The 26,061-nt window shown below is 48.3% G+C and carries 19 protein-coding genes; 10 read left to right on the forward strand and 9 right to left on the reverse strand.

What is annotated here, in order from left to right; genetic code table 11:
• Positions 1-5,137: DUF4347 domain-containing protein (locus ACKFKH_RS15270; RefSeq protein WP_446859168.1), on the reverse strand; the 5,137-nt coding region annotated here is incomplete at its 3' end.
• Between the two features lie 229 nt (positions 5,138-5,366).
• Here ACKFKH_RS15270 and ACKFKH_RS15275 point away from each other — a divergent pair.
• The 3 genes from ACKFKH_RS15275 to ACKFKH_RS15285 all read left to right on the forward strand — a co-directional run bounded on the left by ACKFKH_RS15275 (position 5,367) and on the right by ACKFKH_RS15285 (position 10,292).
• Positions 5,367-6,245: an alpha/beta fold hydrolase gene (locus ACKFKH_RS15275; protein WP_446859169.1), complete on the forward strand. Its 879-nt coding sequence runs from the start codon at positions 5,367-5,369 to the stop codon at positions 6,243-6,245.
• 302 nt (positions 6,246-6,547) lie between these two features.
• On the forward strand, positions 6,548-7,624 hold the full coding sequence (locus ACKFKH_RS15280; protein WP_446859170.1) for a tetratricopeptide repeat protein: 1,077 nt from the start codon (positions 6,548-6,550) through the stop codon (positions 7,622-7,624).
• 247 nt (positions 7,625-7,871) lie between these two features.
• Positions 7,872-10,292 (forward strand): sucrose synthase, encoded by a 2,421-nt coding sequence (locus ACKFKH_RS15285; protein WP_446859171.1) that lies wholly within the window; start codon positions 7,872-7,874, stop codon positions 10,290-10,292.
• A gap of 551 nt (positions 10,293-10,843) precedes the next feature.
• Here ACKFKH_RS15285 and ACKFKH_RS15290 read toward each other — a convergent pair.
• The 3 genes from ACKFKH_RS15290 to ACKFKH_RS15300 all read right to left on the reverse strand — a co-directional run bounded on the left by ACKFKH_RS15290 (position 10,844) and on the right by ACKFKH_RS15300 (position 13,286).
• On the reverse strand, positions 10,844-11,062 hold the full coding sequence (locus tag ACKFKH_RS15290; protein ID WP_446859172.1) for a chlorophyll a/b-binding protein: 219 nt from the start codon (positions 11,060-11,062) through the stop codon (positions 10,844-10,846).
• Between the two features lie 88 nt (positions 11,063-11,150).
• The gene (locus ACKFKH_RS15295; protein ID WP_446859173.1) at positions 11,151-11,975 is read right to left on the reverse strand and encodes an Npun_R2479 family HD domain-containing metalloprotein; all 825 of its coding nucleotides are present in this window, start codon (positions 11,973-11,975) and stop codon (positions 11,151-11,153) included.
• 417 nt (positions 11,976-12,392) lie between these two features.
• A complete protein-coding gene (locus ACKFKH_RS15300) occupies positions 12,393-13,286 on the reverse strand; it encodes an aldo/keto reductase (protein WP_446859174.1) in 894 nt (297 codons plus the stop codon).
• A 104-nt stretch (positions 13,287-13,390) separates the two neighbouring features.
• Here ACKFKH_RS15300 and ACKFKH_RS15305 point away from each other — a divergent pair, with 104 nt between their 5' ends.
• The 3 genes from ACKFKH_RS15305 (at position 13,391) to ACKFKH_RS15315 (ending at position 16,158) form a co-directional block, all read left to right on the forward strand.
• Entirely contained in the window at positions 13,391-14,674 is a 1,284-nt protein-coding gene (locus ACKFKH_RS15305) for an FGGY-family carbohydrate kinase (RefSeq protein WP_446859175.1), read from the forward strand.
• A gap of 588 nt (positions 14,675-15,262) precedes the next feature.
• Entirely contained in the window at positions 15,263-15,655 is a 393-nt protein-coding gene (locus ACKFKH_RS15310; RefSeq protein WP_446859176.1) for a hypothetical protein, read from the forward strand.
• A 26-nt stretch (positions 15,656-15,681) separates the two neighbouring features.
• The gene (locus ACKFKH_RS15315) at positions 15,682-16,158 is read left to right on the forward strand and encodes a hypothetical protein (protein ID WP_446859177.1); all 477 of its coding nucleotides are present in this window, start codon (positions 15,682-15,684) and stop codon (positions 16,156-16,158) included.
• Positions 16,159-16,334: 176 nt separating this feature from the next.
• Here ACKFKH_RS15315 and ACKFKH_RS15320 read toward each other — a convergent pair whose 3' ends face one another.
• The 5 genes from ACKFKH_RS15320 to ACKFKH_RS15340 form a co-directional block, all read right to left on the reverse strand.
• Positions 16,335-16,787, reverse strand: coding sequence for a surface-adhesin E family protein (locus ACKFKH_RS15320; protein ID WP_446859178.1), 453 nt, complete (start codon positions 16,785-16,787; stop codon positions 16,335-16,337).
• Positions 16,788-16,813: 26 nt separating this feature from the next.
• Positions 16,814-17,524: a hypothetical protein gene (locus ACKFKH_RS15325; RefSeq protein WP_446859179.1), complete on the reverse strand. Its 711-nt coding sequence runs from the start codon at positions 17,522-17,524 to the stop codon at positions 16,814-16,816.
• A 330-nt stretch (positions 17,525-17,854) separates the two neighbouring features.
• Positions 17,855-18,631: a superoxide dismutase gene (locus ACKFKH_RS15330; RefSeq protein WP_446859180.1), complete on the reverse strand. Its 777-nt coding sequence runs from the start codon at positions 18,629-18,631 to the stop codon at positions 17,855-17,857.
• Positions 18,632-18,906: 275 nt separating this feature from the next.
• Positions 18,907-19,824 (reverse strand): 50S ribosomal protein L11 methyltransferase, encoded by a 918-nt coding sequence (locus tag ACKFKH_RS15335; RefSeq protein WP_446859181.1) that lies wholly within the window; start codon positions 19,822-19,824, stop codon positions 18,907-18,909.
• A 257-nt stretch (positions 19,825-20,081) separates the two neighbouring features.
• A complete protein-coding gene (locus ACKFKH_RS15340; RefSeq protein ID WP_446859182.1) occupies positions 20,082-21,041 on the reverse strand; it encodes a hypothetical protein in 960 nt (319 codons plus the stop codon).
• 277 nt (positions 21,042-21,318) lie between these two features.
• On the opposite strand from ACKFKH_RS15340, the gene ACKFKH_RS15345 reads away from it, so the two are divergent.
• From ACKFKH_RS15345 to ACKFKH_RS15360, 4 genes are all read left to right on the forward strand, one after another.
• The gene (locus ACKFKH_RS15345; protein ID WP_446859183.1) at positions 21,319-22,113 is read left to right on the forward strand and encodes a glutathione S-transferase family protein; all 795 of its coding nucleotides are present in this window, start codon (positions 21,319-21,321) and stop codon (positions 22,111-22,113) included.
• Between the two features lie 53 nt (positions 22,114-22,166).
• Positions 22,167-23,414 (forward strand): AAA family ATPase, encoded by a 1,248-nt coding sequence (locus ACKFKH_RS15350; protein ID WP_446859184.1) that lies wholly within the window; start codon positions 22,167-22,169, stop codon positions 23,412-23,414.
• Positions 23,411-24,052, forward strand: a complete 642-nt coding sequence (locus ACKFKH_RS15355) for a retron system putative HNH endonuclease (RefSeq protein ID WP_446859185.1) — start codon at positions 23,411-23,413, stop codon at positions 24,050-24,052. The genes ACKFKH_RS15350 and ACKFKH_RS15355 overlap by 4 nt, the downstream gene beginning before the upstream one ends.
• A gap of 63 nt (positions 24,053-24,115) precedes the next feature.
• The gene (locus ACKFKH_RS15360; RefSeq protein WP_446859186.1) at positions 24,116-25,831 is read left to right on the forward strand and encodes a helicase HerA domain-containing protein; all 1,716 of its coding nucleotides are present in this window, start codon (positions 24,116-24,118) and stop codon (positions 25,829-25,831) included.
• Positions 25,832-26,061 lie beyond the last annotated feature (230 nt).

Genomic DNA, 26,061 nt, shown 5'->3' on the forward strand with positions numbered 1-26,061 from the left:
TATCGCCAGTTTGACCTTCTTGTTTCGTGACGTTGGCGACTGAAATTGTGGGCGGCGTGTCATCGTTTTGAATAATGCCCGTTGCGATCGCGCTATTAATCGTCGCATTGGTAGGCGTACTCAGCGTCACTTTAAAGTCTTCGTTTATTTCCTGAAGAATATCGCCAGTGATATCAATTGCAATCGTTTTTGTGGTTTCTCCCGGTGCAAATTCTACTTCGCCATTCATCACGGCTGTATAATCGCTGCCTGCTGTCGCTAATCTATCTTCTGTAGTGTAATTGACTTTAACGATTTGACTACTAGCTTGATCTAATGTGACTACAAAAGTGTAAAGCTTTGTATCACTGTTGCCTTCAGCAAGCGTTGCAATTGAGGACGCGATCGAGACTTTTGGAGCAACAACTACTCGTGCTGTTGAAAACTCAGAGGTGTCTCCTGTTGCGATATCTGTAGCAGTAGCGCTAATAAATTTTCCGGTGAGCGCTCCCGTTGCCGAGAATGTGATAATTGCATTGCCGCTGGCATCTGTCGTCACATCGCTGAAACCAAGATAAGTCTGTCCTTCTCCATTCCCTGATGCGTCAGCACTATCGTTGCTAAAAAATTTTACTCGAAACGGTTTGCTCGCTGTGCTGTTGAGGGTTCCGGAAACGATCGTATTTCCTCCCACAGGTTCCGCCGTCACCAAGAGCGGATAGTTTTGCAGATTATTTGCGCCCGCGTCCGCATCTCCCAGATCGTTTGCCGTAACCCCATCGCCTCCCAAATCGATTCCTAGACCCGTGTTGGCCGTGATTGTGTTTAGCCCAATCCGATTGTTTGTCAGTCCAACGATCGCAATGCCTGCGCCCCCATTTTCAGTAATCAGGTTTTTCTGAATTTGGTTGGTGCCTGCGGTAATCCGAATTCCGTCTTGCGTAAAGCGATTGATTGCCAGACCTGTTACAGTGCTATTCCCCGCACTGATCACCAATCCATTCGCATCTCCTGCACCTGTCCCATTCAATTCAACGATCGGCGTTCCTGGAGCGTCTGTAACTGCTACATAGCCAGCCTGCGTTGTTCCATCTATGATCGCAGCATCGGTGATCGTCGGTAACGCAGAAGCCAGATTGATCGTTTTACTAACGGAACCAATTTTGAAGTCGATCGTATTCACTCCACCAAAGGCATTAGCGTTGAGAATCGCTTGTCTGAGTGATCCTTCTCCTGCATCATTGGTATTCGTCACAGTCGTATCATTGGCAGCGATCGCAACCGTTGCACTCTCAGTCCCCATCGGAATCACATAGCCTTCTCCCGCCAACAGATTGAGCTTGATTGTTTCATCCGCTTCCGCAGCCTCATTATCAGTGGGAGCCAAGGTCAAAATCACTTCACTCGCCCCATCTGGAATGACGATCGTTAGCTCTGAGTTAATCGGCGTGATTGCAGTGGCTCCTACTGACAGCGTGTAATCTGAGACAGAAGCCGTATTCAAGGCATCGATCGCCAACTTAACCGTCAAATTCCCTTGAGTGCCGCTGCGCGTGATTTTGTAAGTAGCCGCTTTGGTTGCCTCGATCGCTGCTCCGTCCAGACTCTCGATTCTTACGGTGTTAGCAAGCTGCAACCCAAACCCATCGGTCTTGTTATTGCGATCGCGATCCACCAGATCAGACGCTTCACTTGTGAATGTAACGTAGCTGCCAATCGCATCGATCGTCGGGTCAAAAGAAGCTCCATTGCCGCTACTGGTGCCTGCTAGATTTTGGCTGACTAATCGAGTTTTACCATTGCCGCTATCAGCCAACAAATCGCGCACAAACACATCCTGAGCATTGTTGGTGTCATTGTCTACAAGATTGTTTGAGAAGCTAACAAAAGCCACAAATCGCCCGTCACTGCTAATCACCGGATTAAACGAGCCAGATCCTCCCGACATGCCACCAGACCCAGTTCCGGTGCTGCTTGCCGTCCCCTCTTTGTTAGAGCTAACCAACAGTGTTCGATTGCTCACCAAGTCGCGCACAAACACATCTCTAGCATCGTTCGCATCATTCGCAACCAGATCGCTGAAGCTGCTGACAAAAGCCACAAATCGCCCATCGTCACTGATAACAGGAGAGTCCGATCGAGTCGCACTCATGCCGCTTGCCCCAGCACTATAAGCCCCACTTGTAGACAAACTAACCGGAGTCGTCGTGCCCAACTGCAAATCATAGACAAACACATCTTGAGCATTGTTTGCATCTGTGCCGCTGCCTAGATTACTTGACGTGCTGACAAAAGCCACAAACCGCCCATTGCCGCTGATTACAGGCGTTGCAGAAGTTCCATCTCCGATCGTAGCTCCATTGCGGTTAATCAGTTTGATCGACCCATCTTGACGATCCCACACAAACACATTTTGTCGTCCAGCCGCATTATCTGGAAGATTACTGGCGTTACTGGTAAAGGCAACATAGCGACCATCACGGCTGATCGTGGCGCGATCGGAACTTCCATTGCTGCTAGTAGTTGCATCTACGCCGCTAATTAACCGGATCGAACCGTCTTGCCGATCCCACAAAAACACGTCCGCTTGATTATTAGCATCATTAGCAACGAGATTACTCACACTGCTAACAAATACGACATAGCGACCATCACTGCTAATACTCGGCGCAACATCATCGCTACCGCCATTTACGCCACTCACTAATCGAGTCGAGCCATCCAGTCGATCCCACAAAAACACGTCCTGACCACCATTCGCATCACCTGCCACCAGATTAGAAGCGCTGCTGACAAAGACCACATAGCGCCCATCACGACTGATCACGGGATTGCCAGAAACTCCATTTCCACTACCTGCCCCGCTGCGACTGACCAGCGTCACCGTGCCCGTCTGTACATCCCGCAAAAACACATCCTGAGCCGCATTGTTGTCATTGGCTACTAGCTCAGGAGCTTTGCTAACAAACACCACATAGCGCCCATCGGCACTAACCGCCCCCAACGCCGTATTAGAATCCCCATTGCCTGTCAGGGATGCCAGCGCAGGGTCAGCATTGCGGAACGAAACGATCGTCGTCGTCCCCGTCTGCACCTCATTGATGAAGCTATCTTCTGCCCCGTTGCCATCATTGTTAATCAAATTGGAGGCGCGACTAGAGAAAACAACAAATCTGCCATCTCTGCTGACGATCGGCGTCGTCGAGTCGCCTGTTCCCGAAGTCGCGGATTCATCGTTTCCGGCTGCTCCAGTAGTGTCACGACTGACCAAGATCGTTGTCGGAGCCGACAGGTTACTGAGATCCTGCACAAACCCATCTCGTTTTGCATTGGTGTCGTTGGCCACGAGATTGCTCGATAGACTGGTAAAGGCAATTTGCTTCCCATTGGCGCTGATGCTGACATTAGAAGATGACCCATTACCGATCGCCCCTGCTTGACTTTGACTCACCAAAAACGTCTGCCGCGTCGGATTGCTCAAATCGCGCACAAACACATCTGTCACGGCATTGTCATCGGTAACCCCCGCCACCAGATCACTCGAAAGGCTGACAAACGCTACAAAATTGCCATCACTGCTGATCACAGGCGCAGAAGATCCTGACCCGACACCCGCTCCGTTGCCGCTAGTCGTTCCGGTGGCGTTAAAGCTAACCAGTTCTATCCCGGTTGTGCGATCCCACAGATAGACATCATCAACCCCATTGGTGTCTTCTGCCACGAGGGACGCAGTTGTACTAAAGGCGATGCGGCTACCCGTTTGGTTAATCACAGGATTCGTTAGCCCTGTCCCAGCGGCCACAACGGTCATTTCATCCGTTGCCCGATTCCAGACAAAGGTTCCTTGACTCGCAGTGGGTTCTAGATCGATCGCGTTACTGGCAAATGCCACATAGTTACCATCGCCACTAATCGCCGGAGTCAATGAGCCTAAACGCCCTCCGGCAGTGTTGTCGATATTGCTGCTGACCAAGCTGACGGTTTGAGCGGTGCGATCGTACAAAAAGACATCCGGGAGGGTTCGTCCATTATTTCTGCTAGGAATCGTACTTAAGTTGTTGGCGCGACTGACAAATGCGATATAGTCCCCGTTGTCGCTGATTACAGGAGTAACCGAATCAAAATCACCTGCCGTCGGCGTGAGATCAGTTGTCCGGCTCACGAGATTGATCTTTCCGGTTGATCGCTCCCACACAAACACATCATTGTTCGGTCGGGTATCTGTGTAGGAAACTTCAGCATCCAGGGTGACAGAATTGCTGACAAAAGCCACATAGCTTCCATCCGCGCTGATCACTGCATTGAATGAAGTGCTGGTCGCTGGATTGGTCGTATTGCGGCTGATCAAGGTGACGATCGGGGCGAGCGGATTGGAGCGATCGAGCAAAAATACATCCTGACCAGGGTTGCGATCGTCAGCCGTCAAATCATTGGCGAGGCTGCTAAACACCACATATTTTCCGTCGCCGCTGGTCGAAGCACTTCCGATCGAACCACCCGCATTATTGACCGACGTAACATTCGCCGACGAAAGCAACTCGACAGGCAGTAAATGCTGATAAGTTGCCAGCGTTGTTGCCTTAAAGACCAGACCCGCCGCAATCTCTCCCGTGTTGACTTCTAGTGTCCAATCGCCCCCTAAGTCAGCCGCTCCTGTGCGATCGTTAGACGCGGCAACATCCGCCCCCGTTAGTTGACTAAACTGTTGAAGAAACTTCAATCCGCGATCGCCCGCTGCCACATCGCAGCCATAGAGCAAGATATCCGCATCTTCTGTTAACGCACTGCCCCACGACTTTAAGCGATCGACATTGCGGTTCAACGTTTCTAAACTGAGCGAGGTGCTGCCCAAATTCAGGCTTCCTGATGTCCCGTGAGCCAAAATATGTAGACTGGCGATACCTGAGCGACCCATCAGCGTCTGAGTAATCTGCGCCACCGCATCCTGAAGCGGATCGAGAACATGCACCTCCGTCCCGGCGTTGACTCCTGTGATCAGACTTTGATAATCCTTCACACGGGTATCAATAAAAGCCACTGCCGTCCCAGATCTCCAGGAAGACAACGGATTTGTAGTCAAAAGATCAGACGCGAGCAGAACAGACTGCTCCACAGACAACGGGTGACGATTCCAGGTAGATGACTGGGCAGATTCCATGCTCATACTTCTCAAGGGGACTAGGGTCAGGACAGAAACGAGCCTATTCTTCCCTGGAGATCTGGTGGATTCTACATACGGTTCTCAGGGGAAGTACGGATGTTTGTAGAGCAAGTAGCACAAGCCTTTATAAAACTCTAGTCAGAATTTAGCCAAAATCACAGTCACCAGCGTTTTATAAAGAACGCTAAACAGGGGCGGCGAGGCGTTTTACAGTAGACTAGGTTCTATGTTTGCCAACTTTTTACCCCCCGAAGTTGCTCAACTCACCGAAGTGACTTCTATCGCGCTTGCTCAACAAATCACCGCTCAAGCGATCGCCACACCGCTCAGGGCTGACCCGATCCAAACGACCTATGTGCATCAAGGGTCGGGAGGGGTTCCCATTTTGCTACTGCACGGTTTCGATAGCTCAGTTTTAGAATTTCGTCGTCTGCTGCCTCTGTTGGCTCAAGCTCGATCCGTCTGGGCGATCGATTTACTGGGGTTTGGCTTTACCGATCGTCCGGTGGGCGTTGCTTTTACACCCGATGCGATCAAGACGCACCTTTATCATGTTTGGCAAACGCTGATTGGTCAGCCCGTGATTTTAGTGGGGGCCTCAATGGGCGGGGCGGCTGCGATCGATTTTGCGCTCACCTATCCCGAAGCGGTTTCTCAGTTAGTTTTGATCGACAGTGCGGGGTTTGCGGCCGGCCCGGCGATCGGGCGATTTCTCATTCCGCCGCTGGGCTATCTGGCGACCGAATTTTTGCGTCAGCCCAAAGTCCGTCAGCAGGTCAGCCTCAACGCCTACTACGATCGCAGCTTTGTCACCCTGGATGCAGAATGCTGTGCTGCTCTACATCTCAAACAGCCCCGATGGAGTCAAGCGCTGATCGCCTTTACCCAAAGCGGTGGCTACAATTTTTTGAGCGATCGGATTGCTAACCTCAAACAGCCCACGCTGATTCTCTGGGGCGACCAGGACAAAATTTTAGGAACAGCGGATGCTCAACGGTTTGAGCGAGCGATCGTCCACAGTCAACTAATCTGGATTCAAAACTGCGGTCACGTTCCCCATCTAGAACAACCCCAATTAACCGCCCAACACATTCTGACGGGTTGAATTTTGGCCTTGCCAACTCTAAATCGCTGATGGAAGGCCGGAAGTTTCCCAAAATTGGCAGCTTGGGGGGCAAGTTCTTTTCATCGTGCAGCAGCACCGACCCAAACCACACAGCGAAACGTTACTAAACTTCAAGAATTCTCTCCGGAGATCAATTCAAGCCCCAGGAAATACGGATCATTGCAACGGATCTTCATGCGGTTTTTATGGAAGTCCAGCAATCTCCGTAAAGACGGATTTCATCGGGGTTTGTTCCTGTGCTAGGCTCGAAAAGAACAGGCTAGGGAAAGTAGTATCCATCTATGCTTGACACCGCTCGTCTTCCCCTCACTGGCAATGCGCTCTCTTGGTTTAGACAAGGGTTAGGTCACGCTGCCGCCGAGGATCACGAAAAGGCAGTTGCTTCTTACAATCAAGTGCTGAGGACTCGACCGGACTTTTGGGAAGCTTGGTACGAACGGGGACTCTCTTTAGAAAGTTTGGGATTTTTTACAGAAGCGATCGCCAGCTACGATCGGGCCCTGCAATCGCGTCCTAGCCGAGAAGCCGAAGGTGAAATCTGGCACGATCGCGGCAACGCCATGCAGTACGGGTTGGGGGACTATGAGGCGGCTCTTATTTGCTATAACCACACATTGCAGATTAATGAGGCCTACCCACTCGCCTGGTTTAATCGCGGCAATGCCTTGCTGTATGGGTTAAATCAGTACGACGATGCGATCGAGAGCTACAATCACGCGATAGAACTGGACGCTAACAATTATTTGACTTGGCGAAATCGCGGCAATGCGCTGGTCGAGTTAAAACGCTATTCAGAAGCGATCGCCAGCTACGATCGGGCTTTGTCTCTCCAGCCCGACGATCAGGTTTCCTGGCAGGCTCGACTCCTCGCTTCTCAGCAGTGTGGGCTATCTGGACTCAAGCAACCGACGACAAAGCCTGTCTGGTATGAGGATGGTTGTGACGCAACCCTGGTCGAGCATGAGGCGGCTCCTCACAAGGCGGTTGAGGGTAAGGAGGTTCGACCGTTTGCAGGGCATCCTTTTCCCCGGCTGGTGGTTGAAGATGATGCAGGGCAGCGTGAGATTTCTTTGGAGAAGGCGCAGTATACGATCGGCAGAGATCCCAAAAATGATATTTGTCTGCGATCGCAGTTTGCCTCTCGATATCATGCGGTTTTGCGCCGAGTCGATCGCGAAGATGGAATGCTGGTTTATACGATCGACGACGGCAATGTAGATGGCAAACCTAGCACCAATGGACTCCTGATCAATGGTCAGCGTCTATTATTTTCACCGTTAAAAACGGGTGATCTGGTTGTATTTGGCCCGCAAGTTCGGGCGACTTATCACTACGATGGACTTCAGCAATCTGAATAAGATTTGGTAAAGATCAAAAAATTTTGAACAAGTCTTTTAAGAATTTTCTAGACTTGCGGAAGATACGCCCTGTGTGACGTTGGCTTAGTATCAAGTCTGCTATATTTTCTCACTTTGTCCAATTGTCAAGACAAGTGAGGGGTTCGTTGTGTTCCAAACTGTGGAAAAGATTGCCCACAGAAAGATTAATTTGCAATCGAAGATTGAGATCTGTATCTTTGTCTAACCGCTATAAGAGGAAGTTGCAATGTCTGACTTAATTCAAGCTGTTTTGAATAGTGATGAGAAAACCAATTTACGACAGTTTGCCAGTCTTTTACAATCGTCTGAGCAGAAGTATTTACTGAGAAATGAGATTTTACATTTGTTTGGAGAGTACTGCCGAAACTATGAGAAATCTGAGCAGTTTCACACCTCATCTCGTCTGAGCAAGCTAGTTTATTACATTCAAGAAATCATTCTGGACGATGAAAGTCTGTGCATGATTATTCGCCCTAAAATTGCGCGACAGGAGGCGTATCGAGTCCTAGAAAATCTGACAGTCGAACCAATCTCCGTAGAGGAACTGTTGGATCTGCGCGATCGCTTTGTCAATCGATTTCACCCTCAAGAAGGTGAGACGTTTGAGATTGATTTTCAGCCATTTTATGACTATTCTCCGACAATTCGAGACCCTAAAAATATTGGCAAAGGGGTAGAATTTCTCAATCGCTATTTGTCGAGTAAACTATTTCAAGATCCGCAAGAGTGGCAAGATTCGCTATTCAATTTCATGCGACTGCATAAATGTAGTGGATCTCAACTGTTAATTAATGAGCGAATTCAAACTCAAAAAGAGTTGAGCGATCGAGTCAAACAGGCAATTACATTTGTTAGCGATTTACCCTCTGATACTGCTTACCAAAACTTTCGATTTGACCTGCAAAATTTGGGTTTTGAGCCAGGTTGGGGTAACATCGCCCATCGAGTTCAAGAAACATTAGAAATCCTGGATCAACTGCTCGATTCACCCGATCACCAATCATTAGAAGCTTTCATTTCACGCATTCCCATGATTTTCAAGATTGTGCTGGTATCGCCTCATGGGTGGTTTGGGCAAGAAGGCGTATTAGGCAGACCCGATACAGGGGGGCAGGTTGTTTACATTCTCGATCAGGTCAAAAGTCTCGAACAACAGCTTCAAGAAGACATCAATCTGGCAGGCTTAGAAGTTCTGGATGTGCATCCAAAAGTGATTGTTTTGACGCGCTTGATTCCTCAAAGTGATGGGACGCTTTGTAACCAGCGATTAGAAAAAATTCATGAGACAGTTGATGCCTGGATTCTACGAGTTCCCTTTCGAGAATTTAATCCCAACCTGACACAAAACTGGATTTCTCGCTTTGAAATCTGGCCCTATTTGGAAACTTTTGCGATCGATGCTGAGAAAGAATTAAGAGCAGAGTTGCAGGGTGTTCCTGACTTGATTGTGGGCAACTATTCAGACGGAAATCTGGTCGCGTTTCTATTAGCAAGACGGCTCAAAGTTACTCAGTGTAATGTTGCTCATGCGCTCGAAAAGTCTAAGTATTTATTCAGCAATCTTTATTGGCAAGATCTGGAGGATAAATATCACTTTTCGCTTCAGTTTACGGCCGATTTGATTGCGATGAATGCCGCCAACTTTATCATCAGTAGCACTTATCAAGAAATTGTTGGCACGCCTGATAGTGTGGGACAGTATGAGTCTTACAAATCGTTCACGATGCCGGAGCTATATCATGTGGTCAGCGGGATTGAGTTATTTAGTCCCAAGTTTAATGTGGTGCCGCCGGGAGTCAATGAGCAAGCGTTCTTTCCCTATACTCGCACCCAAGAGCGGCTGTTGAGGAATCGCGACCGCCTTGAAGAACTCATGTTCAATTTAGAAGATCCGGCTCAAGTTTTTGGCAAATTAGAAGACCCTAAAAAGCGCCCAATCTTCTCAATGGCACGGTTAGATCGGATTAAAAATCTCACAGGGTTGGTCGAACTTTTCGGCAAGAACAAAGAGCTACAAGAGCGCTGCAATCTAATTTTGGTCGCCGGAAAACTGCGAACTGAAGACTCGACCGATCACGAAGAAATCAGCGAAATTCAGAAGATGTATCAAACGATCGATGAATACGATCTACATGGAAAAATTCGCTGGCTAGGCGTGAGGCTTTCTAAAGGAGATACGGGTGAAATCTATCGCGTGATTGCCGATCGCCAAGGCATTTTTGTGCAGCCCGCTTTATTTGAAGCGTTTGGTTTAACCATTCTGGAATCCATGATCACAGGATTGCCTACCTTTGCGACTCGATTTGGCGGCCCATTAGAGATTATTCAAGACCGAGTGAATGGGTTTTATATCAATCCAACCGAGCAAGAACAAGTGGCCGCGATCATTCTAGAATTCCTTTCTAAGTGTGACCAAAACCCGAACTATTGGGACGGAATTTCTGAGAAAAGTATCGATCGAGTCTACAGCACTTACACCTGGAAAATTCACACGACTCGACTGATTTCTCTCGCTAAAATCTACGGTTTTTGGAACTACACCTCCCAAGAAAATCGAGAAGATATGCTGCGATATATTGAGTCGTTGTTTCACTTGCTCTACAAACCCAGAGCGCAACAATTATTAGAGGAACATCAACACCGATGACTTCTTTAGAAACGGCTGAATAAAAGAATCCCCCTGTCTATTCTTCAAGCTCAGGGGGATCGATTTATTGACACTCCCACCTCTAAAGAGAGTGGGATTCTTGGCTCTACGAATGACCTTAAAATTCACTATCCTTGCGGCAATGCTTAAACCTTTCAACCGCGCCATCGCGCCAATTGACGAGCTTAACTTAGTCAATCCCAGAGAGTCGATCTCCCCAAGCGTACTAGGATACGAACCTAGCGTTTAGGCGTGCCCCGCCTTACGTTTTCGGACTCTCAAACAATATTCGGTGCTCTGGTGGTGGGAAGACGTGGCTATCCCTGACTGTTTTAAGAGTGTTCGCCGCTCTTTGCCCTACTCATTGATGCCTGAAAGTGTGTCTTAACTGTTTCACGATGGCAAAGGAGTTTCACCTTGACAAGTGTTATTGTACCAAACATTGACTCTGTGGCTTGCCAGCCACGCCCGAACCCTAACTACATCCCACGGGTGAACCACATGGGTTTTGTGGGTTCCCGAACCCTCCCACTTCTATAAACTCATTCAAGCTACAGTTCAGACAAGGTTTGGAAGAAACCCAGCAGTCCGTGACCTGTCAAAATTTCGAGGGCCAGCAGAGAAACGAATCCAATCATAGCGAGGCGACCGTTGAGCAGTTCTGCGTAAGGAGTAAAGCCTGTTTGAGGCTCCTCGGTGACATACATTTGAGGCTCGATCGCAAAGTTGTTTAGCTTGCCCTGATCGTCTGTGATAGATCCGCTTCTCATGATTTTTTGCTCGTGTAAAGTGTTTCAGTTTCTTTACAAAGCTTAACGTGTTTGAGGGAGATTGTAAAGAATTTGTTACAAACTCAGTTTATTCATGCTCCACGACAAAGACATTTGCGTAAAGGTTGGCGACGATCTGCTGTCCTTGTTGGGTCAGATTTAAATAGCGCAAAGCGTCTTGAATAAAGGGATGTACTCCATTCCAGAAAAATTTTGGATAGTTTTTTCGCAGGTCTCCTGGATGTTCGTAACCGAGCGCTTTGTTAACGCCTGTTTCCTCAAATTCGTAATACAGCGCATTGATTTTTCTCAGATAGCGCGGGTCGCTGAGTTGTCCGATCAAGTCCGCCGCCCGAATTAATCCAGGATAATTAATGGTGTCTTGATGGTCTTCAGCATTAGGAACGGGAAAGCGAGTTAGCTCAATATTGCGCTTGATGATTTCGGCATCGATTAGTTTATGTCCGCCAAAGCGTTCTTCGATAAATAGCTTGCCGCGATCGACATGATAAGGAGTCAGACTCGCATCACTCGCCCCCAACGCCAACTCAATCATCGTATTGTCCAGACCCGTCGCGTAAGAACCGATGCGATCGTCGCGGCAAACCCCTTTGACATAGCCAATATCGTGACAGGTGAGCGAAATAATGCAGTGTAGCCAGTCTTCACAAGACACTCCACCATCCCGAATATGACGACCTCGCAGCATTTCCTGTCCGACGAGGGTCACGAGAATCGTGTGTTCGACATCGTGGTAAAGCGCGTCACTGTTGGCAATATTCTCTAAAGCCATGCTGCCCGCCCACCCTAAAATGTCCGCATAATTGGACTTCATGTTGCCGTAGGTGCGGTGATAGCCTTGCTGAAGCTGATCCACAAACGCATCAATAAAAATTTCGGTGGCGTTAAACATTGCTGTTCTTGAGAGTGCTTTTTGGAGGTTGTTAGTTAGACTTCTGTTCGTTGCGTTCCTCACAGCCTAGTTTGAAGTATTATCCGCTCGATCGCCTTCGTTTGGGTGTAGCAGTTGAGACAGGGAGGAGGGAAGAGGGAAGAGGGAGGAGGGTAGAATGCAGTTTCTGTGGTTTGGCTTTGAGCTTTGAGACGTGGAGTAGATGAGACCTGATACGACCTTACGTTAGAGATTGGTGTGGATTGAATGAACGTTTTTTGCTTCGGTGTTCAGCGCTTTTGCTCCCCAATCCCCTAATTCTGATTCATCTACGATCGCAAGGTTGCACACTTTCTACTATGAGGTAATCGTCCAACAATTTGGGTGACGAAATCTAGAGGAATCGGTGATAAATACGGCCTGTTTGAGTGATAGAAATCATGGTGACGCTGTGGTTGCCTCGTCGATCGTACTGAATTCTGCGTCGGTTAGCTTGATTTGAGTTGCTCGTACCGAGTCTTCAATGCTATCAGGCTTGCTGGCTCCTGGAATGGGCAAAATGCATTGCGACTTGGCTAACATCCAGGCGAGAACTAGCGTATAAACAGAAACGCCTTTTTGGTGGGCAAGGTCAGCGATCGCTTTCACAGTCTTTAGTTCATTCACTCGACGACTTCCACCGAGCGGACTCCAGGGCAAAAAGGTCAATCCTTCAGCTTCGCAGTATTCCAACACGCCATCGGTTTCGGGCTGACGGTGCCAGAGGTTGTATTGATTTTGGACTGAGACGATTTCGACGACTTCGCGGGCTTGTTTGATCTGCTCGACCGAAAAATTTGATACGCCCACAAAGCGGATGAGTCCGGCTTGAACGGCTTCTTTGGCAGGCGTTAGCGAGTCAGCGATCGTATACTCTGGGTCAGGTGAATGGTATTGCCACAGGTCGATCGGCTGGTGGCCTCCCAGCGCTTCATAGCTGGCTCGAATGGTTTCGCGTAAATGCTGCGGATTGCCGTTGCGAGTCCAGGAGCCATTAGGACGCATCAACCCGCCTTTGGTCGCGACTAAAACCTGGCTGGTGTCACCTGCATATTGCTCAAGTGCTTTGTGGATTAGCGTTTCGTTGTGGTGCTTATCGGATTCGTCTTGACAATAAGCGTCGGCGGTATCGATCAAATTTACGCCCAGATCTAGCGCTTTGTGAATGGTGGCGATCGCCTGCGATTCGGGTGGTCTGTTGCTCAGAGACATCGGCATTCCACCCAGGGCGATCGCAAAAAGTTGAATGTCTGTGTTGCCGAGGGGTCGCAGTTCTCTAACCGTGGTTTCCATGAGGCTTGCTTAGAATGGATTGCTTGAATCTTAGTTGAATGTGTCGTGCGTCAATCTTCACACTCAAGTTAGATTTCAAAAACAGCCGTTCAAACCTAACCGTTATGGATTTGTATCTGGGTATCGATTTTGGCACATCGGGCGCAAGAGCGATCTCTTTGAGTTACCCACAAGGGGTCGCCGTCTCGCCTTTAGAAAACGATCTTGCAGAAATTCAGTTTCAAGCCAGTCGCTCGTTTACTCAATCTGACAATTTGCCTGCCCTTTGGCAAAACACCCTGTTTCATCTCATCGACCAGATTCCCAAAGCGTTACGATCGCAGATTCGCGCCATTGCTATCAATGGAACTTCTTCAACGGTTTTGCTGTGTGACCAAACAGGCGATCCGATCGCAGAACCGCTGCTCTACAACGACGATCGCGCCGCGACGGTATTGGATGATGTGAAGGCGATCGCTCCCCTCAATCACACGGTCGTTAGCGCAACTTCTAGCTTTGCCAAACTCCTGTGGTGGAGCCAACAGCCTGACTTTTCTAACGCGCGTTATTTTTTGCATCAAGCAGACTGGCTGGCATTTTTGCTACACCGACAGTTAGGAATCAGCGACTATCACAACAGTTTGAAGTTGGGCTATGACGTTGAGCATCTCTGTTATCCCGATTGGTTAGAAGCTTTACCGTTCAGAAAACGATTGCCCAACGTCGTCGCTCCCGGCACTGTAGTTTCAGCGATTCATCCCACCGTCGCGGCTGAATGGAACCTGCGATCGGACTGCCTGATTTGTGCCGGAACCACAGACAGCATCGCCGCTTTTTTGGCTAGTGGAGTCAGCACACCCGGAGAAGCGGTCACTTCGTTAGGATCAACACTGGTACTCAAACTTCTCAGCGAAACCCGGATCGAAGCCGGACAATACGGAATTTATAGCCATCGATTGGGCGATCTGTGGCTGGTTGGAGGCGCTTCTAACACCGGAGGAGCCGTATTAAAGCATTTCTTTAGCGATCGACAACTCGCCCAACTCAGCGATCGCATTCCTACCGATCAAGAGAGCTTGCTGGACTATTACCCATTGCTGAAACCGGGCGATCGCTTTCCCATTAACGATCCTCATCTGCCTCCACAATTAGACCCTCGGCCCGATGATCCTGTCATTTTTCTACACGGGCTGCTCGAAAGTATCGCTCGCATTGAAGCCAAGGGCTACAGACTGCTACAATCCTTGGGAACAAATGCCTTGACAAGCGTTTATTCGGCTGGAGGTGGAGCAAACAATCAAGCGTGGCAAGCCATTCGGATGCGTCAGTTAGGCGTTCCGGTGGTGCGATCGTCTCAAACAGAAGCCGCCTACGGAACCGCAACCCTTGCCCTCAAAAGTAGAGGTTAACAACAAAATAAGGAACGTTAACCGATGAATTGAATGAACACGACTACGAACATCAATCCGATTAGAGTCTGCCGCTTCGTTACTGAGTGCTTTTGCCCCCAAGCTGCCAACCTGCCGTGTACACACACGTCGATCAATCTGTCATTGCTGAGATCCTGCGCCCCCTAAATCCCCCAAGAATGGGGGACTTTGAGCCGTCGTCATGGCTTTGAACTTTGGAGGAAATCCTTCCTTTGTCAAAGTCCCCCAGACTGGGGGATTTAGGGGGCTGAAGCCGCCTGAAACGAAGCAACAACGACTTGTGTGACACCGTAGAAGCTGCCAACTCTGGGGACTTTTAGACAAAACTTCCCGTTCAAAGCCTTCTATCTAACGGAAGTTAGAACACAATCAGATCTGCAACCAAAGCAAAAACTTCATTCCTCATCTCTCCTCGCGCAGCGGAACAAAGTTCTCCCTTATCCCTAAATTCCAAGCAACCGAAAGATCAATACATTAGTGGGAACACTGAAAAAAGTTGAGGAAACTCACCCCTACAGAATTTAACAGTAGAGCATGTGGCGAAGGCTAAAAAACCTCTTTGACAGTTTGAATACATACGCTGACATGAGTCCCGATTTGGCACTGAGAAAGCGTATCAATCAAACTTTGCGCGATCGCCCCTCCCGGACAGCGGATGAGTGGTACGAATTGTTTTGGCAGCCTTTAGGCATTTCTCAAGAAGTCTCAGATTTTGTCTACCAGCAGTTAGAAGACTATTCAGGGCTGCATTTTGCCAATGTCTTACCAAGCGATCGCCTCACCGAAGATTTGCACCTGCCGCTAGTCTGCTGGTTTGACTGGGAAATCTCATTTTGCGAAGCCTTTGGCGGTCAATTTGGAATTGATGTGAGCGAAGAATTTGACCTTAGCCGCTTTTCAACGCTTCAGGCACTTGTCGTTTTTCTTAATCAACAATTGCTCTCTGTGAACTACTCTTAAATGGAGGGTAAGAACAGACGACCAGCATGGATAAACCGTTAGATGTAGAGCGATCGCTAGAGGTCGCCCAAACTGTCAAAAGCAAAGCAAAATCAATTTTTGAAAACGCCCACAAAGCCGCCCTTGTCATCGAAGGAGCAACCTATGTGCAGGGGTTTGTCGTCTTTGCGGGGTCGCCCTTTAAGCCAGTCGAACATGCGTGGCTAGAGTTAGACGATCGCCTCATCGATCCCAATTTTCAGCATCTAAGCCGCAAAGCGGACGAGCTTTTTTACTTCCCAGCCCAGCGCTTGACGGTGAAACAGTTGAAAAAAGCGATCGAGGAAGCTGAAGAAGACTACCCCGATGATGATGCGCTGCCAGTCTATGGCAAAATGCCCTACGAATATTACGGCGACCTGATGCTAGGAGGCAAAGACTACCTCACCGCTCACCAAGCTGCCGAAGCCAAAAGCAAAGAACTCAACAAACCCAAATCAAGAGACGCAAACGAGTTAAACTAGCGCAAATTCGACGAAATCTTTCGCGGCGGTTGTTAATTTAGGCAGCCCCCCAAATCCCCCTTGAGTAGAGGACTTTGAACTAGGATTCTTCTCTTAAAGTCCCCCAGAATTGAGGGGTTGGAGGGCAGAAGATCTCAACAACGAAGCGACGAATTCGCATTTCTTCAAGCAGTCACTCACGAAGGCTTTTGGTCTTCGTTTGGAGATTGACTATCCTTTGAGTTACAGGCTCGATCGACTACTAAATAAGCGCTACTTCCTGGTTTTGGTTGTGTTAACGCTCCCGTGTCGCCGTATTCAAATTTTTGAATCAATTTTCTATTTTTGGTGTAAGCGTTTAACTTTCTCAAGCGTTGTGATTTATTTGTGCAATCGACTGACCAGCGGATCACCGCACCATGTACAGGCTGAGTCACTTTCTCATCGACAAAAGCATTGTTGGCTTGAGGAAATTCACGATATTCCCAATACCAAACGACCGACCCATTGCGCTGGATCGAACTGGTGTCAATAAAAAACTTATCGTTAACTGAGTTCTCAGTGACTTTTGTCCATTCAGCCGCCAACCCGATCGGAGCATACGCAAAAAAAGCTCCCGCAATCATCATCAAGGACACTAACTTTTTCATGACAGTCTCAAAGTTTACTACAACATCTAACGGATCGGTTTTTCTGCGGCTGGCTTGGGCTTGTTGGGTCGGTTGGCTTCGACATTGCGGATTGCCTGCGTTGCAAAGGTGTCGTTGGGTCGCTCATCCAGTGCCCGTCTAAAGTAGAGCAATGCAGTTTGGTTGTCTTTTTGCTGAGTCGCGGTGTAGGCTGCCTGCATGTAGCGATCGTAGAGCGTTCCTTTAGAATTCGTTGAAGAATTTGTAGCAGGAAGCGGCGCTCTGCCCGCAGGTTGTTGATAAAAACTCACCACCTTTTCAATGTAGGGCGAAATGTCAGCGCTCCGATAGCGCCCAGCATCTCCCGTCATCCACCAGGCCGCAACCCGCCGCACTGCCACCAATTCATTGTTGCCCACCACTCGATATTCGTCTCTCAAAACATCCCGAATGATACAGGTGACGACCGATCGAGCCGCCGTTGGGTTGGCTTCAAACTCTGTGGGTGACAGTTCTCGCCCGGTGCAGTTTTTTGACCAGCGAGGAATATTGTCAGGTTTGACTTGCCAATCGCTATACAACCCGTCGTTCTTTTTCCCGGTATCGGGTGCAGCCTGACGCAGCGCTTCGACGACCTTACCGACCTGAATATCTGAAAGCTGGGCCTGAACGGGCAAAACGCCTGGCCCCACGCTTAACAAGCTGCCGATAATTGCGATCGAGTGCAAGTTGCCCCGCAAAAATCTGAAAGATTTCATAACATGCCTTGTGATGCTAAAAGCGATTAATTATCCGACGTAGACCATAAATCAAGGTTTCGATCTTGACCTTCTAGAATCTGTTCTAGTTTAAACGCTAAGGATCGTGGATCAAATAACATCTGGACTTGATCAGAATCAGGAGAGATTGGTTTAAACGCAAAAAAAGCCCGATCGCAAGACCAGGCCAGTTGATAAAGTCATCGATAAAATTCTTTGCTTCGCGCTTCAGAATACCCGCAAGGGGTTTCATACAGTCCCCTAGAATTGGCAGCTTGGGAGGCAGAAGAAAGCAGCAAAGCACAAAGGCTTCATCAAACTCATGGGGTTTTAAGCGACCGATCTATCTGCAAATCGACGATTGATCTCATCCCAGTTGAGTACGTTCCACCAGGCGTTGAGGTAGTCGGGACGGCGGTTTTGATATTTGAGATAGTAAGCGTGTTCCCAAACGTCGTTACCAAAAATGGGGTAGTGACCTTCAGTGAGCGGACTGTCCTGGTTAGGCGTTGAGGTGATTTGCAGATTGCCTTGAGAATTGGTGACGAGCCACACCCAGCCGCTTCCAAATCGCTTGACCCCCGCATCGTTGAACTGTTGACGAAAATTGTCGAAATTGCCAAAAGTCTGGTCGATCGCGCCCGCCAAATCTCCGGTCGGTTCGCCGCCGCCGTTGGGCTTCATGATTTGCCAAAACATGGTGTGGTTGACGTGTCCACCTGCATTGTTACGCACAGCACCTCGCACCTCTTCAGGAATGGTGTCTAGCATTTTGACCAACTCTTCGACACTTTTGCTTTGCAGATCAGAATGGTTTTGCAGAGCAGCGTTGAGGTTGTTGACATAGGCAGCATGGTGCTTGTCGTGGTGAATCTGCATGGTCTGAGCGTCGATGTAAGGCTCTAAAGCAGCGTAGTCATAAGGAAGTGGAGCTAATTCGTAAGCCATGTTGGAGTCTCCTAAACAGGACAAGTTGAGTTGAGAGGCAAGTTGAGTTGAGAGGAGGGTGAGAAAGTTTTGAGATGAAGCAAGCCGTTCTGCTATCCAATCAGTCGCACGTTTGAGCGGCAGAAATCGAGGGGCAGAAATTTGAGGAGCAGAAACCAAATCTTCGATGCTTGTTCTCTCTTCTTAGATCATAGTCGTTATGATTTTGAATTGCATCAACAAATTCAAGTTTTTGCCCATAAATCAAACATTAATTTAAGCAAGCAGTTCTCAAACTCCCAGAAATCAGGAACTTTCAGAATTTTCGCGAAAATTTCTCGCCTGGCTCTAATAAGACTAAATCTCACTAAAGGATTAGAAGCACTCAAATATCAAGCAAGAAATGAGAAGTCACGTTAACCCGTCGATCGCAGCCATCCCTCATCCCTCATCCCTCACCCCTTCAATCGATAAGCCAACGCAACCCATTCATCCAGCCGTTGAGTCTCGATCGCCTCAAACCCTACTTTCTCCAAAGCCTGAGAAACGTCTGTTGTGCGATCGTCTGTAAAGCCCGCCGCAATCAACAAGCCCGCTGGACGCAATGCCTTCTGAAAGTCTGAAGCGAGAGCGATGTGTACCCGTGCAAAAATGTTGGCGGCAATCAGATCAAACCTAGCTTCAGGCGTGAAAGTAGCTGTTGTCTCGTCAGTTTCTCCACCCATCCAGTGACCTAGCCCACTTCCCATACCCAGGCTGCCTGCTTTGACGGTGACTTGCTCGGTAACCTGGTTGAGATTGACGGTCGATTGAGTGGATTCGACGGCGATCGCATCATTGTCCAGTGCTAAAACCTTGGCTCCTAGCTTGGCCATTGCCACACTCAAAATTCCTGATCCCGATCCCAAATCGAGAGCGTTTATGTTGGGCGAAACAAACTGCTCAAGTAGCTGCAAACTTAGTCTTGTCGCAGGATGAAACCCACTGCCAAAGCTCAAACTGGTCTCGATTTGAAGGGAGATGTCTCCTGTCTGCAAAAGCACAGGTTGAGCAGAGTTGACCATCACAAACCGTTGTCCAATTCGATAGACAAACGGGTTACATGGAGCGGGTTTCTCCTCAACGATGGCGATTTCGAGGGTGGTAGTCATGTGAGTGCGATGCAGGGAAGAAAGCAGATTGGCGATCGCATCCGCTCGATCGCCGACGGGACGATCGTTGGGCAGATACAAGCAAAGTGTAAAAGCCCAATCTTCTCCCGTGGTGTAGTTTGTGATCTGAATGTCCCCTGTAAAGTCAGCCGTAGATAGCAGAGTACACACCCAATCAACTGCTTCATAAGTTGCATGGAGGCTCAATTCTATCCAGGACATAACTTTTTTCTCAACGTGAAGATGAAGGAAAAGGCAGAGCCAACTAGGGCGTTGCTGATTGGAGGGATGAATCTGTGGGAAGTGTCCATCTTTTCGCCCCCTAAATCCCCCAAAATTGGGGGACTTTGAACCTTGGGTTTCTCGCCGCTTTGGGGCAATTCATCCCCTGATTCAGCAACGCCCCAACTAGAAAGCAAATTGTCGGTTCCCTACCTTTTCTCAAGCATCTTACGCTAGATCAGAGCCTCGGTTTAGGGCTATCTCGAAGGGGCAGATTGGTTGTTAACCCCGCTACTGGGAACACATTCAACGGGGACAGCCATTGCACTTTGGTTGGTTTGTGCGCTGCTGGAATTGTAAGAACCGCCCATTCCAGAAGTCTGCATCATTGACTGTTCGCCACCCCGGTTAAACGCATCCAAGGACATGCTGGCTTCTTTTCCGGCTGTACCCGCAGGCCCATTGGCGCGGAAGGCTAAGGCTGCACTGGGGTTTCTTCCTGAAAACTGCCCGTCTAGAATCGAGCGGCTCGATCGCTGGTTGTCGATCGAGGTTGAGTTGTTCATTGCTCCAGAATTCGTCACTCTAGAAGAGTTGGCGGCATCTAAGTTAGAACTGGCTTCTCTTCCAGCCGTACCCGCAGGCCCATTAGCGCGATAAGGAATCGCTGGTCTGGGATTGTTAGCTGAAAATTGATCAGACGTGCTGGAGGAGCGATCGCTGGTTGAATTCATCGTCGAATTCGTTGTGCTGGAGTTGGCACTGCTTGCGGTCTGCTCATTGACGCTCCCATTGACGCTCCCATTGATAGTGCCTGCATTTGCACTGTTGGGGAACTGGTTTGCGTTAGAGTTTGCAGGAGAGTTAATGCCTTGAGAAGCCACGTCGTCGCTTGATAGGCTCGAATTGCTGTTAGAAGGTGCGCTACCCCTTGTTTGAGTCTGGTTGGAAGTGGAGTCGATCGGGCCACCAACGCCACCTGACGTATAGCCTGGAGGACATTGAACTGCACTAATTCCAGTTTGATTTGTCCCAGTTTGATTTGTCCCGGTTTGCCTTAGCCCAGTCTGACTGCGATTGTAAGGCGGTTCATTAAAAATGCTGGGGTTTGGGTTGACCTGTGCCAGAGCGGGCAAGCCTAACAAAGCGGCTGTTCCTACAGCTCCCACCAAAGCAGACAAGCGTTTTGCTAAACCGTTGTGATTCAGTAAGTTCATAAAAATCTCCAGGCAAGATGTAATTCTGTATACTGAAAAGATTAAAAAATCAGTAGCTTTCGCTTCTCTATCAATAGGGATTAGTCAATGTCTATCCCTGGTGGGATCTAATGTTGCTAGAAAAATTAGCAGAGCTAGTTAAAAAATTCGCTCTTAGGCTCAATGTAATCTTCTGATCCGTAGCGTTAAGGTATATTCTTCTTGCAGACGGATCACATTGTCTTCTGCACATATAGATAAACGGTGATACTCTCAACCCAAAATTTGGAGGCTGACTATGCTGGAGTTATACCAATTTGAGATGTCCCACTATGCCGAAAAAGTGCGGCTAATCTTGGACTACAAGGGCTTAGAGTACCGCAAGATCGAAGTGACCCCAGGAGTTGGACAAATTGAGCTTTTCCAACTGTCGGGGCAGCGTCAAGTTCCGGTTTTGAAAGACGGTAGCGAAGTCATTGCAGACTCAACGGCGATCGCTGATTACCTCGATAAAAAGTATCCCGAAAAACCAATCATTCCGGCTGATCCCAAACAAAAAGGACTGTGCTTGCTGATGGAGCAGTGGGCGGATGAGTCGATCGGTCTCAATGCTCGTAAAGCGCTCGTGGGGTCTCTCAGCACCAATCAGACCTTTCGGACGGCGTTGTTGCCCAATTCTGTTCCGGATGTGGTCAAGAATGTAGTGGGGGCGATTCCGGGTGAGTTTTTGAGTGTGTTGGGGTTGGGTGTGGGCATGGGCCCCGATGCGGTTAAGTCAGCTAAAGAAGCGCTCAAGCGGGATCTAACGGCTCTGTGCTTTATCTTGATGGAACAACCCTATTTGCAAGGAGATGCGCCGACGCTGGCTGATTTTGCGGTGGCTGGGCTGTCGATGTATCTCAAGTTTCCGACGGGCCCGTATTTGACGATTCCGGAGTCGCTCAAGGGTCAGGGTGTTTCGGGGATTGCGGATATTGGGACGTTTGAGCCGTTTTTTGCGTGGCGTGACAAGCTCTATGCTGATTTCCGCAAGGCTTCTCCGTTTGCGGCGGCTCCTGTGGGTGCGGCTCCGACTTCGATCAACATCGACTAAGTGATCTGGTAAGTTTGTGGGATGGGCAAGTTGTCTGTCCCACTTGGAGAAGTATGAAAGTCAAAAGTTTGACCCTGCGATCGTTCCGTGGCATCGACAATCTAACCCTAAATTTTGACCCAAAAGTCACCGTCCTGATCGGCAATAACGGCGTTGGTAAGTCCGGAATCCTTGATTGTCTAGCTATGCTGCTATCTCAGATTGCGGCTAAATCTTTCTACAATCCAGTAAGTTTATTTGATGATAATGATATCAACGAGAGAGCCAATCAAACAATCAATAAAATTACAATTACGCTCAGAAATTATGGAGATGTAACTTGGTCTGAGGTGCAGTTTCGGGCAAAAGAAGAGGAAGTAGGTTCCCCAGAAACATCAGAACAAACAGAGTTAATTGAATTAAATAAAAAAATATTTGCTCATGAACTTGAAGTAAGCAATTCTTCAACAGTTTACTATCCTTCTCTGCGTGAAGTTGTTGCTAGTAATTTAGAGGAAGTGCAAAGAAACATCCCTTTACTATCCTCGCACTGGGATCAAATCTTTAACAAAAAAGCTGACTTTCAAGAACTTTTTAGATGGTTCAAAAAACTAGAAGATTTAGAAAATGAATTGCGGTTGAATGATGATTCTACTTACCGCGATCGCCAATTAGAAGCCGTCCGAAAAGCAATTCCTGAGTTTCTTCCTGGGTTCTCAAATTTGAGAGTGCGGCGATCGCCCCTCAGAATGACCGTTCAAAAACAGGGTCAAGAACTGATTATTAATCAACTTTCAGATGGTGAGAAATGTCTGTTAGCGATGGTGGGAGATTTGGCGCGGAGACTGGCGATCGCTAACCCAGGTTTACCCGATCCTTTACAAGGCGAAGGCGTTGTTTTGATCGATGAAATCGAGTTACACCTTCATCCCAAATGGCAGCGTGAGATTATTCCCGCACTCGTCAGAACCTTTCCAAACTGTCAATTTATCGTCACGACTCATTCACCTCAAATTTTGAGTCACGTTAAGCCAGATCAAATTTACAGTCTTGAATCCACACCAGAAGGCATCAGAGCCATTCATCCTAAATATTCATACGGTCGGAATAGCGGTAGTCTTCTTGAAGATCTTATGGATGTCTCGGCGCGTCCACAAGAAATTCAAAACAAACTTCAAGAACTATTTCGTCTAATTAGTGGAGACGATATTGATAAAGCAAAGCAAAAGTATGAGGAACTTGTTCAGGAGATTCGTGCTGATGATGAAGAATTAGTTAGGGCACAGGCATCAATTCGACGAAAGGAAATTTTAAGTCGGTGAGACACATTCAGAAGCAGCAAGAACCGGAAGTTTTAACAAAGTGGAGACAAGATAGAAAAAATAGAAATAAGACCTGGAAAAATTTTAACCCACCCGTTAAACAGGCTGTTCGTCAATCTTTACTACAGGAGCAAGGATACATCTGCTGCTACTGTGAAATGAGAATTGGAACCCTGACTTGCCGTATTGATCATCTTGTTCCCAGAAGTGTTGATAGATCTTTGTGGTTCGATTACTACAATCTTCTAGCTTCATGCCCAGGAGAAGACGAAGTAGAGAAAAAACCTGTTTTCTGTGAACAACAAAGAGGCAATCGACTGCTGCCAGTTTCACCATTACAGGAAGAGTGTATTCAGGCGTTTGGCTTTCGTGAAAATGGTGAGGTCTTTGCTAAAGATCAATCAGGGAATAAGGAAGCTGTGGAGCAAACGATCGAGATTTTGGGTCTAAATGTCACCGCACTCAAGAGACAGAGAAGTGCTGCGATTCAAGGGTTTCTGGGTGAGGATTTCGACACACTTTCGTTAGAAGTTCAGCAAAAGCTTTTGTATCAGCTTGATCGGCTGAATTCAAACAATCAGTACGAACCTTTTTGTAGTGCAATCACGTTTGTTCTCAAGCAAAACATGATTTTGTAGAACGCTTGTATTGACTCACAAGAATCGCGGTACGATCAGGCAGAAGGTCGATCGGTGATTCGCATGATTCCAGAAAAACCATTAGGCTCCGTGATTCAGGGTTCTTTGAGTCAGGGGCTAGAAGTGCGCCTCCATGCTGACGTGTCGGTTGAAGAGATGCGCGTGGGCAAATTTTTGGTGGTGCAAGGGGTGCGATCGCGCTTTTTTTGTATGCTCACCGACGTTTCACTCGGCACTTCTAGCCCTCGCATTGTCGCCAATCCCCCCGATCCGAGCAACACATTTTTGCAAGAAGTTCTCGCCGGAAGTGGGACGTATGGGACGATCGACCTCACCCCCATGTTGATGTTTACTCCAACTGAAGGAGAGCCGAAGAAAGCAACCTCAAAGCGCAAAACTCAAGACTCAAAACTTGCCTCTTATGAAGCGAATTCCAGCGCAGATATCGAATTGCTTCCGGTGAAGACGATTCCCAGTCACTTTAGTCAGGTGTTTGATGCCAGTGAGCGAGATTTTCGGGCGGTGTTTGGCTGGGAAGATGACCCGACGCGGCGAAATTTTGCTATCGGAATGCCGATCGATATGGATGTGCCGATTTGTCTGGATCTCGATCGCTTTGTTGAACGCAGCAACGGCGTTTTTGGCAAGTCTGGCACCGGGAAATCGTTTCTAACTCGGCTGCTTTTGTCGGGAATCATCCGTAAACAGGCAGCGGTGAATCTGATTTTTGACATGCACTCAGAATACGGCTGGGAGGCGACTCGCGAAGGCAAACAGTTCAGTACCGTCAAAGGACTGCGACAACTCTTTCCGGGACAGGTGAAAATGTTTACCCTTGATCCCGATTCGACCAAGCGGCGCGGCGTTAAAGATGCTCAAGAACTCTACATCGGCTACGACCAGCTAGAAGTTGAAGATCTGATGCTGGTGCGCGGCGAATTGAACCTTTCGGAAGCCAGTTTAGAAAATGCGGTGATTCTGAGAAACGAGTTTGGCAAAGCCTGGATCAATCGCCTTTTGACCATGAGCAACGGTGAGATTCAAGAATTTTGTGAAACCAAGATGGGCAGCAAATCGTCGATCATGGCACTCCAGCGCAAACTGACGCGATTGGATGATCTGAAATATATTCGCAATAGCTGCCCGCATAACTACGTCGATCAAGTGCTGGAATGCCTCGAAAGCGGTCAGCATGTCGTTGTGGAATTTGGATCTCAGTCCAATTTGCTCTCTTATATGCTGGCGACTAACATTATCGCTCGACGCATTCACCAGGCGTATGTCCGCAAAGCTGAGAAATTTTTGCAAACCAAGAACGTCAGCGATCGCCCTCGTCAACTCGTCGTCACGATTGAGGAAGCACACCGATTTCTCGACCCCGCCACGGTGGGACAAACCATTTTTGGCACGATCGCCCGTGAAATGCGGAAATATTTCGTCACGCTTTTGGTCGTCGATCAGCGGCCTTCTGGCATCGATAACGAAGTCATGTCTCAAATCGGCACCCGCATCACCGCCCTACTGAATGACGAAAAAGACATCGACGCAATTTTTACCGGAGTTTCGGGCGGGCAAAGTCTGCGATCAGTTTTAGCCAAACTCGACTCCAAACAGCAAGCGCTGATTCTCGGTCATGCCGTCCCGATGCCTGTCGTGATTCGTACCCGTCCCTATGACGATGCCTTCTACGCCGCCGTGGGTGACACTGCATGGGAAGAAATGCCCGATGTCCCCTTGTTTAAAGCGGCCGAAGCGGCTAAAGCTGATCTGGGATTCTAAATCTTGTAGTACGTTTTGGTTACAACTTTGAGATTCATGACGATCGTCACTAGCCGCGGTGGGTTGCTCTGAAGTACGATCGCCCGTTGATTGTTCGTCAGGTCAAAATCAGTCTGATCCGTTGAAAGTACAGGATTCTACAGCTTTTTTAGCTTAAAACTTGTGAACCAAACTGACCAAATCGGTTGGTGACATACTCATGTCATATTGTTGCTGTATTAGTAGAAAAT

The sequence above is a fragment of the Phormidesmis sp. 146-20 genome, assembly GCF_052939475.1.